We start from the raw sequence: 19245 nt of genomic DNA, 5'->3' as shown, positions 1-19245 counted from the left end.
TGAAAGAGTTCTCGAATGTGATGCCTAACGTGAAAATGGAAGTCGAAACGTTCAAAAGTGATGGCGACTATTTGCAAGCAATGAAAGTAAGACTAGCAGCGAATGAATTACCAGATATTATTGAGCTCAAGCCTAATTTCATCAATGACTTTAAAGCTGAACTCCTTCCACTAGATGATTTAAGCGTAACGTCCAAAAATACGAAAGCAAAGCAGTTCGCAGTAGATGGTAAAGTTCTTGCGTTGCCGATGATTTCTTTCCCTGAACTTGTTTACTATCATCCGAGTGTGTTTAAAGAGTTGAACTTGAGTGTACCTACAACGTGGGAACAGTTTGTAAGCGCATTAACGACGATTAAAAAAGCCGGAAAGTATCAACCTTATGCAATGGGCGGTAAAGACTCCTGGCCGAATTATCCGTTTAATGAGTTCATGCCAATGTTGGCATCAGGCGATGAGAACTATTATGACAAAATTGCCGCAATGGACAAACCTTTTGATAAAGGTACACCATTCTATCAAGCCTATAGTGATATTCAGAAGTTGTATGATGCCAAAGTCATGGGCGCAGATCCGTTAGGCTTAAGCAATGATCAAGCAACAGGATTGTTTGAAGCGAAAAAAGCAGCTGTGATCGCTGCCGGATTATGGTACTTACCGCAATATCAAGCGAAGGTAGGCAATATTGATGATTTGGCAGCATTCCCATTGCCTGCACGTCATTCGGAGACGGAGCCGTTGAAAGTGATGACGTTTACGGATAACTTCTTCGGAATTAACAATAAATCCAAGAATAAAGAAGCGGCTAAAAAGTTCCAAGAGTGGATGTTCGGCTCAGATGCTTACACATTCTATGTCAATAAAAAGCAATCGAATTCCGTGATGGATGGCGTTAAAGCGGATGTTCCATTCTTGAATGATTTCTACAAAACGAACAAATTTGAAGAATTCAACTATCGTCCAGGTGGAGAGAACTTCAATAAATATGTGAATGCCATTCAGTTGGATTGGAAGAAGCTTGGTCAAGAAATGATGGGCGGTACTGCGTTGGATAAGATATCTAATGACCTAAATAACAATTGGACGAAAGCAAGAGCAAGTAAGTAGGTTTTAAAAGGGAGAGGGATGTGTGTGTGGATAGACACCTCCTCTCCTATCATTTAGGKAATTAGTTCTCTTTTTTTTTGAATAAATCGGTAAGCGTTTCCAAATTATGGTTATAACATTTAGGCTATTTAAAAGGGGGTTGTATGGATGACTAGAAAAGTTGGAAAAAGAATATTTGCTTCTTGTCTTGCTTTTACTTTAGTTTCACCTGTGTTTTATGGATTAACTGCTCAGAAGGCCAGTGCTGCTACGACTGCTATCACGTTAGACCCTAGTAATATGCAACAAGCATGGGATGGGTGGGGAACTGCATTAGCTTGGTTTGGGAATGTAACAGGAGGTTGGCCAGACGCCAAGCGAAATGCATTGGCGGATGCCCTCTATTCGCCTCAAGGTTTGAATTTTAATATTGCCAGATACAACATTGGCGGCGGTGAAAATCCAGCTTACGAGACGATGCGTCAAGGTGGAGAAGTGCCTGGGTTCTCGCCATCCGCAGGCGTGTACGATTGGACGCAAGATGCGAATCAACGCTGGTGGCTCCAAGCTGCAAAAGCAAGAGGAGCAAATAAATTGGAAGCGTTCTCCAATTCTGCTCCCTACTATATGACGGTCAGTGGCAGTACGACTGGTCATACAGATGCTTGGAAAGATAACTTGAAATCGACAGAGTATGACAATTTTGCTGAATATTTGGCGAAAGTTGTCGAACATTTCGATGCGGAGGGGACACATTTCAACACACTCTCCCCGGTGAATGAGCCGAACACGAATTATTGGGGATTTGGCGGGGGACAAGAAGGTTCTCATTGGGATACGGCTTCTCAAGCCAAAATTATTAATGCCACTCGCGCCAAGCTCAATGACAAAGGGCTGCAATCTGTTCAGATTTCGGCCATGGACGAGACAAGTGTAGATACATTTATGACCAATTGGAACTCTTATGATGCTACAACTAAGGCTAACATTGGACAAATGAATACCCACACGTATAGTGGATCAAATCGAACTGCTGTGAGAGATGCCGCTAAATCTGCTGGCAAGCCGTTATGGATGTCTGAAGTGGATTTGGGTCCTTCTGGCGTTGCTCACAATCACGATGATTTTGAACCGGCATTGGCATTAGCCGAAAGAATAATGACGGATATTACTTGGCTTGAACCTAAGGCTTGGGTCCTTTGGCAAGCTATTGAGAGCGAGAAAAATATGCAGAAGGAAAACATGAACTGGGGTCTCCTTCACGCAGATTTTGATACACAAGATTGGTATTACGGGAAAAAATATTACGCGATGGCGCAATTCAGCAAATTTATCCCGCAAGGTTCGAGATTTATTGCTGATAACAATGACAACACATTATCGGCCTATGACCCTATACAGAATAAAATCTATGTTGTATATCGAAATTCGAATACGAGCAGCCAAGACATCTCCTTAAACATGTCAAAGTTTGATTCGATCACCGGGAATGCCACACCTTATGTTTCTTCCGCTACGGAAAACGTGGTCCAGCAGGGAAGTCTTCCGGTTATGAATAACACATTGCGCGCAACTGTTGGAGCGAAATCAATTACAACGTTCGTTATTGACGGCGCCTCGTATACGAGCAGCACCGTTATTCCTCAAAGCCAGATGAGTGTAACGGCAACCAGCGCTGCCTCAGGGGAAGGACCAGAAAAAACGTTAGATGGCAATACGGGATCCAATTGGCACTCTGCTTGGTCAGGCACGCCAGCTCCAGCTCCCCACTCTGTCATTTATAAATTGGATAAAACGAATGGAACAACTTATAACGATATTTACCAGTTGAAATACTTGCCTAGACAGGATAGTAGTTTCAACGGTGTTGCAACCAAATATGAAGTCGCTGTCAGCACAGACGGCACGAATTTCACGAAAGTTGCCGAAGGCACATGGAGTAACGACAAGTCAGAAAAAACGGCCACTTTCTCGGCAGTAAGCGCTTCCTATGTGAAGTTCACAGTCATTCAGTCCAATAACGGATCTGGTACACAGTTCGGATCGGCTGCTGAAATCAATATCGTGAGAAAGCCAGGGTTTACCGTAGATAAAGCCATGCTAAACAGAGCAATTACTAGTGCAGAGGCGCTGCTTACTACAAATCCAGAGTTGACTGCTTTGCAAGCGTTAGTGAACCAAGCTAAGACAGTTCGTGATACGGTCAACGTAACACAGGAAGATATTTCGAAGATGGCAGGCAGTCTGGCTACGGAATATAACCTCCGTTACAGCCMGATTGGACGAATCCCGCAAAGCCAAATGACGTCATCGTCAACAAGTTCAGCCTCCGGTGAATCATCAAGTAAGACGTTGGATGGAGACACCGGAACGAAATGGCATACGGCCTATGATGGAACGTATACACCACTTCCGCACGCGATTACTTATAATCTTGGCAAGGCTTATGACGGTGTATACAAGCTGAGCTATGTGCCTAGACAAGATTCAGATTGGAATGGTGTAGTGACCAAGTATGAAATTTCCGTTAGCACGGATGGCGTCGCTTATACGAAGGTCGCAGAAGGGGCATGGGATGCGGACAGATTGGAAAAGACAGCAACCTTCAGCCCGCATGGTGCTACTTATTTAAAATTTACGGCACTTGAATCGAAAAGTGATACTGGCAAGCAGTATGCATCAGCGGCAGAAATCAATATCTTTAGCATGGCTGGTTTTACAATGGATAAGTCCAGCCTCATAGGAGCGATGGCAACTGCAACTACTTTTATGAATGGCTTTACGAAAGATCCTTCCTATTTGGTTAATTTGCAATCACTTCTTACGCAGGGTACTGCACTGCTGAGTAGCGCAACCGCTACGCAGGAAGGAATTGTGAAACAGGCTGGAAAAATTACAGCGGAGATCGCAAATCTCCAAGTCGATGAACAAAAAATCACTGGTATTAAGGTTTTTTATGCGCCAGAAGCTTATTCCTCGAATCCTGCCAGTCTCATGCTGGATAACAACAATTCGACTTATTATGAGACAAATTGGGCATCGAATGGAAGAAAATACACATCAGGAGATTATTTGATCATAGATCTGGGTCAGAGCAAAGCTGATGTTGGCAAGATCACGATTACACCAAGGCAAGATAAAGCAAACGGTAGATTTAAACAATTCAAGGTTTACTACAGCGATGAAGATTTAACGAATGTATCGGTTAGCGGCACGCAAGCTTACTTGAATGAGCACTTCACTTTTGTGGCGAATGGGGTTTGGGATGCTTCAAGCGGAAGTGTTCAGACAGCTACGTTCAATTCGAACAAGGCGAGGTATATTGCTATTCAGGCGATAACCACTGGCGGAGACGGGAATACGTTGAGTGCAGCAGAAATCTCAGTTAGTCAGAAGCAAAGAGCGGCTTTTGATACAAGCAGTTTGACAAATGCGATTACTCAATTGCGGACAGCTTCGAGTATTAGTCAGAAAGTAGCATCCACGATTGAAAATCAAATTGGAGCGATCGGTACGATTAGCGATTTGACGAAGGAAAGTATTGCTTACTACACCAAGGTTCTGCAAGATATGTACAATTTATACGCGACGATAGGTCAAACAGATTCCATTAAGAGCGGTGAAGTGTGGCTGGATGGAGACGGTGTCCCAATTCAGGCTCATGGCGGTGGCATTCTGTACAACGAGAAGAACAAAACGTATTACTGGTATGGCGAAGACAAAACGGAAAATAATGTTGGCTCGGGTTATGTACCGGTAACAGGCGTTCACGCGTACTCTTCGAAAGATCTGTACAATTGGAAAAATGAAGGGGTTGTATTGCCGGTATTCAACAACCCGCAACTAGGCGAAGATGTATTGTCTGGCGGAAACCTGCCACTGTACTTGGATGAGAATTCTGAGACTTACAAGAACAGCGGAGTTCCATTCGATCCTAATCGAGTTGTCAATATCACGGATCGAAATGGCGATTACACACGTTCGATGAAATCGCCGGTCAATTCGTTAAGCAAACATAATTCACCTGAACGCATAGCTGAGCTTAATGCCTTGTATGCGGACAAAACAAATGCAGAGAAGCAAGAGATGTATAAAGATTTCAACTGGGATAAAGTTGTTGAACGTCCAAAAGTCGTTTACAACAAGAAAACGGATAAATATGTGATGTGGTGGCATCAAGACGGGCCGATCGCCGGTAAGTATTGGACGGCGGCAGGCGGCGTTGCAATCAGTGATTCGCCAGCGGGTCCATTCAAGTATCTCGGCACGTTCCGATTGCCGAATAATGGATGGGGTGGCAGCGAAGGAGAAGGCATGCTTCGCGACATGACGCTGTTTGTAGACGATGACGGCAATGATGCGACGGATGACAAGGCTTATCTGATTTATGCATCCGAAGGGAACGAGCGGACTGTCATCACGATGCTGAATGATGACTACACGGGTCCGGCTACGAATGCGAACGGCCAGTCTGTGGAAGGTACTCATTATGTGAGAGCTTTCCCGTGGTACAGAGAAGCGCCGGCGATGTTCAAGCAGGATGGTGTCTATTACATGATTACATCCGGACAGTCAGGTTGGGACCCGAACCAAGCGGAATATCATGTGGCGACAAATGGCATATTCGGCCCATGGGAACATAAAGGCGATCCGTTTGTGGATGACTGGAAACACACGACACATGAAAGCCAAAGCACGCATGTTCTGCCTTTCCGGGATGGCAATGGCGATCTTGTGCCGAACAAATTTATTTTTATGGCCGATCGCTGGTATCCAAGTGATCTGAAGGATTCCAGATACGTATGGCTTCCGATCGATCTGAATGCTCAGAACCGGACCATTAGTGCAAGATGGTATGCGGAGTGGGATTATTCCTTCTTTAAAACAGGTACGACAGTGAGTTTCAACACTAACGGCGGCAGTGAAGTTCGTTCTGTATACGGAGCCGTTTCCGGTTCTACTATTACTGCACCAGAGGCTCCAACGAAAAATGGATTTACGTTCGGTGGTTGGTACCAAAATGCAGCATTGACAACAGCATGGGATTTCACAGTTAATACCATCCCAGCGACAGATATCACCCTATATGCGAAATGGGAAGCCATTGCAGCACCAGTAATTACAGGAGTTATGCCTGTAAGCGTGGCTACGGCTACCTATACACCGCCAGTACTTCCTGCGAATGTGACTGTCGTTTATAACAATGATACAACGGCTACTAAATCGGTCCAGTGGAATCCGATTAACGCTTCTGCGTATGCAGTAGCTGGTACTTTTAGTGTGAACGGAACTGTAAATGGCACAGCCATACCTGCTGTAGCTAATGTTACGGTTACGGATAACGTGTATAACGTACTATCGATAGCAGTCACAAGTTCGACGTCGACGATTACCGTGAAGGATGGAAGCCTTCAATTGCAAGCTTCGGTGCTCCCTGCCAATGCGACGAACAAGTCAGTGGCATGGTCCGTCTATGAAACAGATGGCGTATCCATAACGGATAAAGCCATCATCGATGCCAATGGATTGCTTACGGCGAAGAAGAACGGAATTGTGAAAGTGGTAGCAACAGCTACAGACGGCAGTGGTATACAAGGCTCTAATTATATAATCATTAGCGGCCAGACACCATTGCCGACCAATGTGCCGCAGGCAACGCTTACGGGTCCAGATCAGGTTCAAGCCGGCGCATCATTCTCTACGAATTTTGGCTTAAACAACGTGTCTGCTAACGAATCTTCTTCGGTATACGCGATTGATATGAAACTGAAATTTGATGTGAATGCCGTTAATTATGTATCTGTGGACTTGTTAAGCTCTGATTATGAATTGATTCCGACCATCACAAACGTACCAGGAGAAATTCGGATTATAGCTGCAAGCAAAGGAGCAGCGGGGGCTATAACAACAAGCGGAGATGTATTCAAGATCAATTGGACAGCGAAACCGAATATGCCATCATTGCCGCTGAACTTTGAACTGACGAAGGTAGCTGTTTCTAATGGACTAGGTCAAAAAGTGGATTCCCAGTTAACTACTTTAATGGTTTCCGTTGGAACTGTGAATAAGACAACGCTTCAGACACTTATCGACATAGCGCAAAACATCTATGATAAAGCGGTAGAAGGATCCGATGTCGGACAATATCCAATTGGTAAGAAGGCAGAGCTAGCCCAAGCTATTGCCATCGCCAAAACGATCAAATCGAATTCTGCGTCTACGCAGCAAGAGATCGATAATGCAGCTAATGTGTTAAATCAAGCGGTGCAAGTCTTTAACGAACAAATGATTACAGTCTTCGCACTAGGAGATGCCAATGAAGACAATTTAATCAATATTGGAGACTTAGGCACAGTAGCTTTATATTTCGGAATGCATACAGGAAGTGCGGATTGGAATAAGGCTAAAGCAGCAGACGTCGTTCATGACGGAAAGATCGACATTCTCGATTTAACGAAAATTGCTAGTTTGATCTTAGAATAATAAATGACATGAATTGGAAAGAGAAAGGAGAATCCTTTCTCTTTCCAGTTTCCTATGCTACTAAAGAAGGAGTGTGCCAAAATGCGCAAAGTTGGTTTATTACTAATGACCTGGATGCTTTTATTGACGGTATTACCGATCGGAATGGCCCTAGGGGCAGGGACTCCGTCATTCACAGCAGAGCCAAATGTTTCTCAAGTGAAGGTAGGAGAGAACGTAACCATTACAATTCAAGGTCACAATGTAACGGATTTGTACGGATATGAAGTTGTATTAACGTATGACGCAGCGCGACTGGAATTCAACAAAGATCAATCGAATGGCTCATTTGAGGGTTATAAGGTTGTTCAAAATGCTGGTAATCAAATTACTTTCGCTTTGACTAAAGTGGGTAAAGTAGCAGGTGAGAGTGGCGACCTTCGTATGTGTACGTTGTCATTCAAAGCTATTCAAAGTGGATCGGCAAACGTAAGTCTGCAAAAAATGACGACAGTGACTTCACAATTATTGCCTACTGTTTGGCAGCTAAGCAATCAAGCTTCGATTCAGATTGACGCAAAGACCACCGGATCAGGGCCAGGAGCAGGAGCAGGAGCAGGAGCAGGAGCAGGACCAGGACCAGGACCAGGGCCGACAAAAGAAGATCCGACTCTATATGTACCCAAAGAATCAGAAATGCGGACTGAGGGAGGCGGGACATCGGTAACCGCAGTTATCGATCGTGAGAGACTGACTCAAAAACTAGCAGATCTTCACACATCAACCAGTATGGATCATCCAGTTCTTAATTTTGATATTCCAGGGACTAGTGCATCGAACGCTGTAGAACTGCCACTGGATATCTTACGCAACAGTCTGAAAGATAATCAAGGAACCATTTTGACCATACACACTCATTTAGGCACGTATAATTTGCCAATTTCGATACTAGACCAAGCTCGTACGAATACCGGTTCAGATGCTAGCGCAACACTCATCATTCGCATTGATAAAGCGAAAAGCCAGCATGAACTGCAATTTGATCAATCCATCACAGAGAATGGTATGAAGCGAGTAAGCGATGTCATCGATTACAAAATCATTCTGAAATCCAAGGATAAAGAAGAAGAGTTCCACAATTTTGGCAACACTTTTGTAACACGTGTTGTTCAATTAGATAGTGTCATTCAGGATCCTTCGAAGGCTACTGCAGTTGTGTACGACCCGATCACGGGGGAAATGCAATTCGTACCATCTGTGTTCACAACGAAGAACGGTAAGACAGAAGCAACCATCATCCGTAACACGAACAGTATGTATGCTATCGTTCAGAATAAGAAATCATTTGACGATATGATTGGTCATTGGGCACAGAAGGATGTTGAGGATTTAGCTTCCAAAATGATTATCAACGGGACAACGGATCACACGTATACACCGGAGATGCAAGTGACGCGGGCTCAGTTTGCAGCACTTCTTGTAAGAGGACTGGGGCTACAGGCAGAAACGACACCATCCGGATTTACAGATGTTGCTGCTACACAGTGGTATGCGTCGGAGGTAGGTACAGCAGCGAAGTACGGTCTAGTTGAAGGGGTAGGCGAAGGCAGATTCAATCCGGATCAACTGATTACGAGAGAGCAGATGGTCGTGATGATGATGAAAGCGACTGGGCTCGTTCAAGGAACATCAGCATCTAATGCGGCTTCGACGAATACTTCGTTCGCTGATCAAGACCTAGTGTCGGATTATGCTCGCAGCGCGGTAGCAAATGCCGTGGGCAAAGGATTGGTTCAAGGCAAAACAGAAACGACGTTTGCACCTCAAAATGTAGCCACTCGCGCTGAAGCGGCTGTCATCATCAAACGAGTGCTTCAATATGTGAATTTGATCAATTAGCCCATAAGTAATAATCCTCAAAAGGAGGGGAATTAATTGTGTAAGAAGATTTCAACATGCGTAGGACTTATATTTATGCTTCTTTTTGTCTCAGTGGCCCCCGTGTTTGCGACTACAAATAATCAAAATATAGCAAGTCCAGTGGTAAATGATAGTTACACGAATCAGAAAAACTATGTGGACCTCAGGTTTGGCATGTTTATCCACTATAACATGGGAACCTATCATGATCAGGAATGGGTAACGCCAGGACAAGATCCACTTTCTTTTAATCCTGAGCATGTGAATACGGACCAATGGGCGACAGCCGCCAAATCCGCAGGCATCAAATATACGGTTCTAACGACCAAGCACCATGACGGGTTTGCCCTGTGGCCAACCAAATATGGCAATTACAACGTGATGAACAGTTCCTACAAGAAAGATATTGTAAGGCAATATGTAGATTCCATGCGTGCGCAAGGAATTTTGCCGGGGCTATACTTCTCTATCTGGGATCGTCAGCAAGGTATCGCAAAAGGTTCCGTCAGCAGAGCGGATATGGAATTCATAAAAGGTCAATTAACGGAATTGTTAACGAATTATGGCGAAATTCCTGTTCTAATTATCGATGGCTGGGCTTGGGCGATGGGGCATAATGAAGTTCCCTACCAAGAAATTCGCGAATTGATCAAGCGCCTACAGCCCAATATTCTTATTGTGGATCACAATGGACAAACGCAGCCATGGGATGAGGACATCATTTATTTCGAAGAACCTAAGGGCGTTTGGGCACCTTCCAACAATACGTTTGCCGCTAACCAGGGCATGCCGCTCGTCTCCAATCAATGGTTCTGGCACAATTGGATGACGAATACAGAGCCGGCAAGCGTGCAGAATATTGTGCAGGATCATCTCGGTTATTTGGAACCGAGGTATACAAACTTCTTGCTCAACATTTCACCGAACCCGAATGGGGAGTTGGATAATAACGTAGTCAATCGATTAGCGCAGATCGGACAAGCTTGGACACCGAATCAATCACGTCCTCCACTGCCGCAACAGCCAATCGTGATGGAGCATCCGATTACCGCTAATTCAGCAACGGCTACTAGCGGGAATGCGAGCAATGTGATTGATGGTCTTATGGATTATGTAGGCACTTACTCTGAGACTGTTTGGCAAACCAGCGGATCTCTGCCTCAATCCATTACACTGGATTTGGGATACACGTACAGCAACATTAATATGTTAAATTACTTGCCTTCGCAAAATTTAGCACAAGGCATGATTACTTCGTACACGTTATATGTGAGTGAAGACGGTATGAACTTCACTTCGGTTAAAAGTGGCACATGGGATGGGGACAAGACCATGAAACGTGTGACCTTCCCATCCCAAACAGCACGCTATGTCAAAATGGAAGTGAATTCGGCCGTAGGCGGCTTCGCTGCTGCAGGCGAGTTGGAAGTCGGATCTTACACCAATGCAACTCCAACTCGGACGGGGATTGACTCCTTTGATGCCAACACGTTGTATCGCATCGTCAATAAAGCGACAGGCAAAGCATTGGGCGTTGGCAATTCCTTGACGAATGGAGCGGCTGTTGCCGGGCGAACCCAATCGGGTGCGCTGGATCAGCAATGGGTGATTGACGATCTGGGTCTGGGCAAATATAAGATTGCCAATAAGCTAAGCGGGCAAGTTATGGATGTTCCAGGCGCCAGTAAATCGCCTGCGAAGGCAATCATTCAATGGACAGATTCTGAAACGGCTGCAGATCCTTCCGCCATCAACCAGCAGTGGGCCATCTCCAATGTGGGCAATGGCTACTTCAGAATCACCAATGTAAACAGCCTGTTGGCATTGGAAAACAGCAACGGTTCTGCAGCTGACGGAAATCCGGTTGTTCAAAACACGTTTACCGGAAGCGACAGTCAATTATGGAGAGTGGAAAGACTGCCTTCTCTGATTAAAAATGTGAAAGTGAACGGAGTGCCAGTCAAAGGCCTTCATGCTGAGAATCGCGTAGCGACACTGGCTGTTTTGAGAGAAAAAAACCTGGAAGTTCCAACCGTTACAGTGGACAAAGCGTCTGAAGACGTCCAATTGGTCATCACCCCAGCTAATAGCTTGCCAGGCGCGACGACCATCACAGCTACAGCTGACGGCGGTGCGACGCAAGAAGTATATACGTTGAACTTTGAGCTGGTGGATCGTTATGCGAGTGATCTGAACTGGTTAAGCGCATCCTCAGGCTGGTTAACCGTTAAGAAGGATAAAAGCCTGGATGGAATCGCGATAAAGTTAATGGGCAGCAACGGCGCTGTAACGTACGAGAAAGGCTTTGGCGTACATGCCGAGTCGAGAATTATGTTTGACATTTCCGATAAAAATTATAAGTCCTTTACCGCTCTTGTCGGGGTCGACCAAGAAATGGCCAAATCGCCGTCTTACGCTGACGTGGAATTCAAGGTGCTTGTAGACGGCGTAGAGAAATTTGCGAGCGGTGTAATGAAGGTTACCGACGTGGCTAAACCGGTCGATGTCAGTGTAGCTGGCGCAAGCATCGTGGAGCTGGTTGTTAATAAGAGCGATAGCGATAATAGCGAGGATCATGCAAGCTGGGCCAATGCGACGTTTAGAGTTGCGGAAGGTAAATCTGAATTGAAGKAAGAATTGCCTGAAGTTGACTATTTGAGCGACTTGGCTTGGATAAGTGCACAATCCGGATGGAGTACAGTTAAGCGCGACAAGAGCATCGACGGCAATGCGATCGTATTGAAGAATGGAGATCAGAATCTTTCCTTTGCCAAAGGCCTTGGGACCCATGCCAATTCAACAGTCAAGTATGATCTTACTGGCGCTAATTATGGAACTTTCTCCGCCTTTATCGGCGTAGATAAGGAAGTTTACGGAGGAAGCAACAACGGTTCGATACAGTTTAAAGTGTCAGGAGTGAAGAACGATGACACGATTGAATCGCTTTACTCCGGAAGTTTGTTGAAAGAAACGGATGATGCCAAGTTTGTAAAGGTAAACGTTAAAGGTTTTAAAACGCTTATATTAGAAGTTACTGATGCCGGCAACGGAAACAGCGAGGATCACGGCGATTGGGCGGATGCGAAGTTAACTGTTGAAGCAGCAACACCAGTGATTTCTGGCGTTATGCCAGTTAGCGTGGCTACGGCTACTTATGCGCCACCAGTACTCCCTACGAGTGTAACAGTTGTATATAACAATGCGACAACGGCCACTAAATCGGTCCAGTGGAATCCGATTAACGCTTCTGCGTATGCAGCAGCTGGTACCTTTCGTGTAAACGGAACTGTAGATGGCACAGCCATACCTGCTGTAGCTAACGTTACAGTTACGGACAACACATATAATGTACTATCTATCGCAGTCATAAGTTCGACGTCGACGATTATCGTGAAGGACGGAAGCCTTCAATTACAAGCTTCGGTGCTCCCTGCTAATGCGACGAACAAGTCTGTGAAATGGGCGGTCTATGAAGCAGATGGCGTAGCCCTAACAGATAAAGCAATCATCAATACAAATGGTCTGCTTACGGCCAAGAAGAACGGGATCGTAAAAGTGGTAGCGACGGCTACTGACGGCAGTGGTGTACAAGGTTCCACGACGATTACAATTAGCGGTCAAATACCGCAGCAGAGCAATGTACTGGAAGCTGCCCTTACGGGGCCGACAACCGTTCAAGCAGGGTCGTCCTTCACAACCAATTTTGGCTTAAGCAATGTGTCAGACAGTGTACATTCCGCGGTATATGCGGCAGATTTCATAGTAAGCTATGATGTCAGTTTGATGGACTATGTTTCCGTAGATTCGCTGAAATCTGGATTCGAAATGCAACAAATCCAAACGGATGTACCAGGCCTAATACGAATTACGGCTGCGAGCCAAGGAGCAGCAGGGGCTTTAACAACGAGCGGAGATGTATTCAAGATCAATTGGCATGCGAAATCGATTCATCAACCCGTAACAGCCAATTTCCAATTAACTGATGTTACTCTTTCTAATGAGCTAGATCAAACCATGGCGTCTACAACAGTTAATTTGTTGGTTTCTATTCTTACCGTTGATCAGACAAAGCTTTTGGCTGTCATGAATACAGCGCAGTCCGTATATGATAGCGCCGTTGTGGGAGCCCATGTCGGGCAATTTCCGGCAGACGCTAAGGCAGCGTTATTACTCGTTATCAACGCTGCGAATAGTAAAAACTTGAATTCTGCGTCTACTCAGGAGCAGCTGGATGAGATGGCCAATGTATTAAACCAAGCCATTCAACATTTTAACCAACAAATGATTACAGTCTTCTCGACAGGAGATGTCAATAAAGACACTTTCATCGATATTGGTGACTTGGGCACAGTAGCTTTATATTACGGAAAGGATACAACGAGTGCGGATTGGAATGAGATTAAAGCTGCCGACTACAATCGCGACGGCAAGATCGATATTATCGACTTAGTAGGCATTGCACAGTTGATTATCCAATAACTTAGAAGTCTTTTATTCTACGCAAGTAAGCGCGAGTTACGAGGAAGTTATCCCCTCCAAACTCGCGCTTTTTTATATAACCCMCAAAAAATATCAATGCAAGCACAAAAATTATCATGTGAGTATGTAGTCATTTTAAATAAAATGAGCTTTGACTAGATAGATAACGTAATTAATTTTGGTTCTTCTCTTGACACAACAACTAAATGTAAGCGCAAACAAAAGAGCTGTAGTGACTTGGTGAACAAGCTAAGTAAGGGGGAGTGCGAGTGAATCCAATTCGCTTTTTTAAAAAGAGTATCTTAAATAAACTAATGATTTCATTTCTATTAGTCCTGTTATTACCTACCTCAGTGATTAGTATAAGTTCGTATTTGGTATCCGTGAAAATATTGAAAGAGAAAGTAAGTGATTCATTTCATGAGAATCTCTTATATATTGGCAACTCTATCGAAAAGGAATTATCGGGAATAGAAAAAATCACAGAATTAATTTATATAAATGAGGATATTCAGCAGGCAATTAGCTCAGATAATCATAACCAATTAGATTACTATGCTAATTATAAGAAAGTGGATCAGGTTATCAATAATGTGGAATTTTATTCAAATTATTATAAATACGTCACTTCTCTGTTTATTTTTGGTGTGAACGGAAGTGAATTTAGATATGGGAACGGGAGCGATGCTTATGCGATTGATACGAAATTGCTTCAATCCTCGGAATGGTATAAACATTCGGAGGAGTTAGGCGGGAATGTACTATGGATAGGTGTGCATGACAACGACAATAAATCCGGAATGACACAATTTAAGCAAGTATTCTCGCTCTCTAGATTTATCAGGGATTTTAACAGTAGGAATATTGGAAGCTTATATGTGAGTTTAAATACGGATGTATTTACGGATATTTTAAGTAAGGCATCTCCAAATACACAAAGTCAACTATATATTGTAGATCAGCTGGGAAAGATCGTATACCCGCAAGAAAAGCTTGCTATGAGTCTGGCGTCGGATGGTATTATTCTGCCCAAAGAACAAAAGCTTTCTAATTTCGAGATAAAGAAAAACGGCAAAGCCTATTTAGTATCTAACTATGATTTGAATAAGTATGGCTGGCGAATTGTTCAAATGGTTCCTATTGAAATGCTAACGAAGGATAATAAAAATATTTTTATAATTACGACGGTTGTATTTTTTCTTTCCTTGCTTTTCTCAGGCGTTCTTTGGTTTTTTATTTCAACTGGGATTGTAAAACCTATACAAAAATTAACGTTGACGATGAAAGATGTGAGGGGGTCTAATTTGCTAGTAAAATCCAACATCTCCAATATTGATGAAATTGGTCTGCTCAGTGTCAACTTCAACTACATGATTGAGCGTATTAATTCACTTTTTAACCTTGTTATTGAGGAAGAAGCCCAAAAAAGAAAAGCAGAAATTAAGGCGCTGCAAGGGCAAATCACACCTCATTTTCTGTACAATACCTTGAATACAATCCGATRGATGGCTATCATTCAAAAGTCGGATGGCATTAAAGAGGTCGTAGATGCATTGGGAAGACTATTGAGAAATACATTCAAAGAGAGAAGCACATTGACTACATTGCATGATGAATTGGGTATGATTAAGGATTATATCTATATTCAACAAACGCGATATCGTGAAAAATTTCAGGTTTTCTATGACGTAGATGAGCATTTACTTTCCTTAAAATGCGTCAAATTCATCTTACAACCGATTGTTGAGAATGCCATCTTTCATGGTCTCGAACCAAAAGAAGAACCTGGATGCATACGAATTAACATATTCACGGATCAGTCAAATCTCCAAATCGTTGTTGAAGATAGCGGTGTGGGTATGTCGGATACTCAGATATCCAAAATTTTGAATGAGAACATGAATGAAGAAGATTACGCGGGCGGGATTGGTGTAATGAATGTCAATCTTCGTATCAAAATGATCTGTGGTGAACGATACGGCATTCAGGTGGATAGTGAACTTGGTGTGTATACAAGGGTTCGTATCGTGCTTCCTATGGACTTAATGGGAGAATCCGTATAGAGAATAGGTGGATGAACATGATGTTGAAAATACTAATTGTTGATGATGAAGCCCTTGTAAGAATAGGAATAAAATCGATCATACCATGGGAAGAATTGGGGTTTGAGTTGGTGGGTGAAGCTGAGAATGGGAAGAAAGCATTAGAGATGGCGAGAACGCATTCACCTGATATTATTTTGACAGATATTAAAATGCCTGTTATGACGGGGATTGAATTAATTAAGCAATTAAAGCATGAGAATCATCCTGCAAAATTCATCGTGTTAAGTGCCTATGATGATTTGGCCTATGTGAAGGAAGCCATGAAGCACGGTGCTGAGGATTATATTTTGAAATTAGAACTGGAGCCTGAGCAATTGATGAAGATGATGGAGGAGCTTAGAGTTGCCGTACTATCATCCCAAAAAAGGGATTTGAATAGATCGATATCTCAAGAGTATCCGCTTATACATACAGCACTTCATAAAGAAAAATTTATCAAAGACTTGCTGTTAGGTGTTATTCAGAATAAAGAAGAAATTCAGAAACAATTACATGTGCTCAATGTAAATTATTTGGAAAAAAATCTGAGTTGTTTAATCGTCGAGGTCGATGATTTAACTATTTATGATAAATATGGCGAATCCCCGCATTTACTTGATTATTCTATTCTTAATATTGTAGAAGAAGTTTTATCCAGTTATGCCGAAGGACAGGTTGTAAGCCTATATCCGAAACAATTTATAGCCATTTTCTCATTGAGGAAGAACGAGAGAGTTGATCGTGGAGAAAGGTTAACTGAGTTGACAAACAATATGAGAACTTCCTTGCGTAAATATTTAAGCACGTCGGTTTGCATCGGGATTAGCGATGACCATCAGGAGGAAATGCCAATCAAGCAAGCCTTCAAGGAAGCGAAAGAGGCTATCCGATTTAAATTTATTTTCCCAAGAGGTAGCAGTATTCATTATCGTGAAATAAAGCAAATGTCCCTACAAGAAAACGAGGATATTYCGGTAGAAATGAAAAAGGTTGAATCAGCCCTACTTGATGGAGAAGTCAAGTCGATTCATGATGCGCTACAGCTGTTAGTCCAGAAAATGAGCCAATCCAATAACTTAACGAAGGAATTATTAACGGGGTTATGTTATGCCATTTATTATTTATTTCAAACCTTTGTAGAAAAATATCAATTAACAGGAAAAAATATCATTCATAAAGAGATGTACAGTGAGATAACGAATATGAATTTAAAGGTTGATTTTATCGATTGGATTAACCAATTAAAGCAACGAATTACAGATCAATTGCTAAATAACAATGAGAATATGCGGGTATTTATAACGAAGCAATTTATTAATAAGCATTACAAAGAAGACCTTTCTTTAGAAAAGGTTGCCGAACATTTGCAGCTCTCTACAGCTTACCTAAGCAATCTCTATAAAAAAGAAACAGGTCAAAATTTTATTGAGTATATTACAGAGGTTAGGATCAGTCAAGCCAAGTTTTTATTAAAAACGACGGATTTAAGAATCGCAGAAATAGCCAGAGAAGTCGGATATTCGGATGAATATTATTTCAGTAAAGTATTCAAAAAAAATGTAGGAGAGTCGCCTCTCAAGTATAGATAATTGGTATGATCTCAAAAAAAACCATTTTTTCTTTATTTATTACAAATTGAAATGATGAACAATTTATGGGAAGTAGAGAAAGGTGAAAAACTCGAAAGATATTACATTTGAATGGAAGGTGTTAAGAATTATAGTAAAGAAGTAGCAGAAACAAACGAAAAGGGGTATGAAAAGTGGGGGAAATGAACGGTAGAAACGCAAGTGTTACCTTATTAATCGGCGGTATGATCGTATTGTCTCTAGCCGGTTGTAGTACGAAGAATGATGAAATTGCTGCCAGCGTCGCTCCAACAGTTTCACCATCAAGCAGTGCAGTGACTACACCAGCTGCCAAAGAACCAGTAACCCTCAAATGGTATTCCACTTCTGGAAATGCTAACTTACCAGCAACTAAGACCCTATTAGAGGATTATAAAAAGGTTTCTGGTAACACAGTCGAGTTAGAGACAGTTGCTGGCGATGGAGATGTGATTTATAAAAAGATCGATATTGATCTTTCGACGTCTGGGAATGTAGATGTGATCCCACTTCAAAATCCAATCATTCACGCTAAATATGCAAACAGTGGGTTTCTCCTCCCCTTGAATGATCTTTATAAGCAGGCGGGAGTTGATTATGAGAAGAAATACGGCAAATACTTAACCAAATTCAATGATCAAATTTACATGCTGCCAACTGGCGCAGGAACTTGGGCCGTATTTTATAATAAAAAGATTTTTGATGATGCCAAAGTACCTTATCCGAAGGGTGAATGGACATGGGATCAATATGTGGAGACGGCTAAGAAATTAACGGATCCAAGCAAAGGCATATACGGTTCAAACTTCCCTGATTACGATAATACATTTTATTTATTAGCTGCACAAAGAGGTATTAGTGGTTATAAAGCGGATGGTACATCGAATTATGATGATCCTTCGTTCAAAGAATCTTTACAATGGTTAGGGGATCTAGGGAATAAATTGAAAATTCAGCCGAGCTGGCTTGAAACAAAGTCCAAGAAAATCCCCTATGATGTCTTTATGAACGGAAAATATGCCATGCAATTCACGGGAACTTGGTTTGCCTTTGCACCAATTGACTTGAAGACCTATCCACGCGATTGGAAGGTGGGGATTACGCAACCGCCAGTTGATCCGAGTGGCAAGAACATGATCGGTATTACTTCTGGTAATGGTATTAATAAATTTTCTAAACATCCGAAGGAAGCAGCTGATTTTGTGAATTGGCTTGCAGACAATCAATATAAGTATGGCGGATCCGGCACGCCAGCACGTGTCGATTTAACCAAAGACGATACGGATAAAATATTTAATGAAATGGCAGCCAAATTCCCCGCTGCAGATAGCATTTCTTCGGAAGATCTGAAGGATGTATTTTTGACCCCTAACTTAGGTCTCAAACCAGAAAAAATTACAGGTTCGATTGCTGCGGAATATGGAAAAATTATTTTACAAGAAGGCGAGTCGTATCTTGTAGGACAAAAACCGCTGGATGATGCGATTAAAGCGATCAAATCACGTGCAGACGAAGCCATTGATAAAGCTAAAACCTTGAAGAATTAATACAATCATTTCGGAAGGAGCACTTAGGAAGATAGGGTGCTCCTTTGTTGTAKGAGGAAGC

Annotated in this window: 7 protein-coding genes; all 7 read left to right on the top strand. The window is 42.7% G+C overall.

What is annotated here, in order from left to right:
* On the top strand, positions 1-1106 hold a 1106-nt coding region (locus AC1DLM_RS21795; RefSeq protein WP_477571167.1), incomplete at its 5' end, for an ABC transporter substrate-binding protein.
* A 147-nt stretch (positions 1107-1253) separates the two neighbouring features.
* Entirely contained in the window at positions 1254-7568 is a 6315-nt protein-coding gene (locus AC1DLM_RS21790) for a discoidin domain-containing protein (protein ID WP_477571166.1), read from the top strand.
* An 81-nt stretch (positions 7569-7649) separates the two neighbouring features.
* Positions 7650-9446, top strand: a complete 1797-nt coding sequence (locus tag AC1DLM_RS21785; protein WP_477571165.1) for an S-layer homology domain-containing protein — start codon at positions 7650-7652, stop codon at positions 9444-9446.
* Between the two features lie 36 nt (positions 9447-9482).
* Entirely contained in the window at positions 9483-13946 is a 4464-nt protein-coding gene (locus AC1DLM_RS21780) for an NPCBM/NEW2 domain-containing protein (RefSeq protein WP_477571164.1), read from the top strand.
* 269 nt (positions 13947-14215) lie between these two features.
* Positions 14216-16009: a cache domain-containing sensor histidine kinase gene (locus AC1DLM_RS21775; protein ID WP_477571163.1), complete on the top strand. Its 1794-nt coding sequence runs from the start codon at positions 14216-14218 to the stop codon at positions 16007-16009.
* 17 nt (positions 16010-16026) lie between these two features.
* Complete coding sequence (locus AC1DLM_RS21770) at positions 16027-17619, top strand: response regulator (protein WP_477571162.1); 1593 nt, start codon at positions 16027-16029, stop codon at positions 17617-17619.
* Between the two features lie 182 nt (positions 17620-17801).
* Complete coding sequence (locus tag AC1DLM_RS21765) at positions 17802-19184, top strand: ABC transporter substrate-binding protein (protein ID WP_477571168.1); 1383 nt, start codon at positions 17802-17804, stop codon at positions 19182-19184.
* The last annotated feature ends 61 nt before the right edge of the window (positions 19185-19245 follow it).

This window comes from Paenibacillus sp. 01T442, assembly GCF_056398345.1.
The sequence above is the reverse complement of the archived record's forward strand: the minus strand, read 5'-3'. Positions and strand labels throughout refer to the sequence as shown.

Excerpts from the sequence above, each read along its gene's own strand:
- AC1DLM_RS21785 (WP_477571165.1), top strand. The coding sequence starts at position 7,650 with ATGCGCAAAGTTGGTTTATTACTAATGACCTGGATGCTTTTATTGACG.
- AC1DLM_RS21765 (WP_477571168.1), top strand. The coding sequence starts at position 17,802 with ATGAACGGTAGAAACGCAAGTGTTACCTTATTAATCGGCGGTATGATC.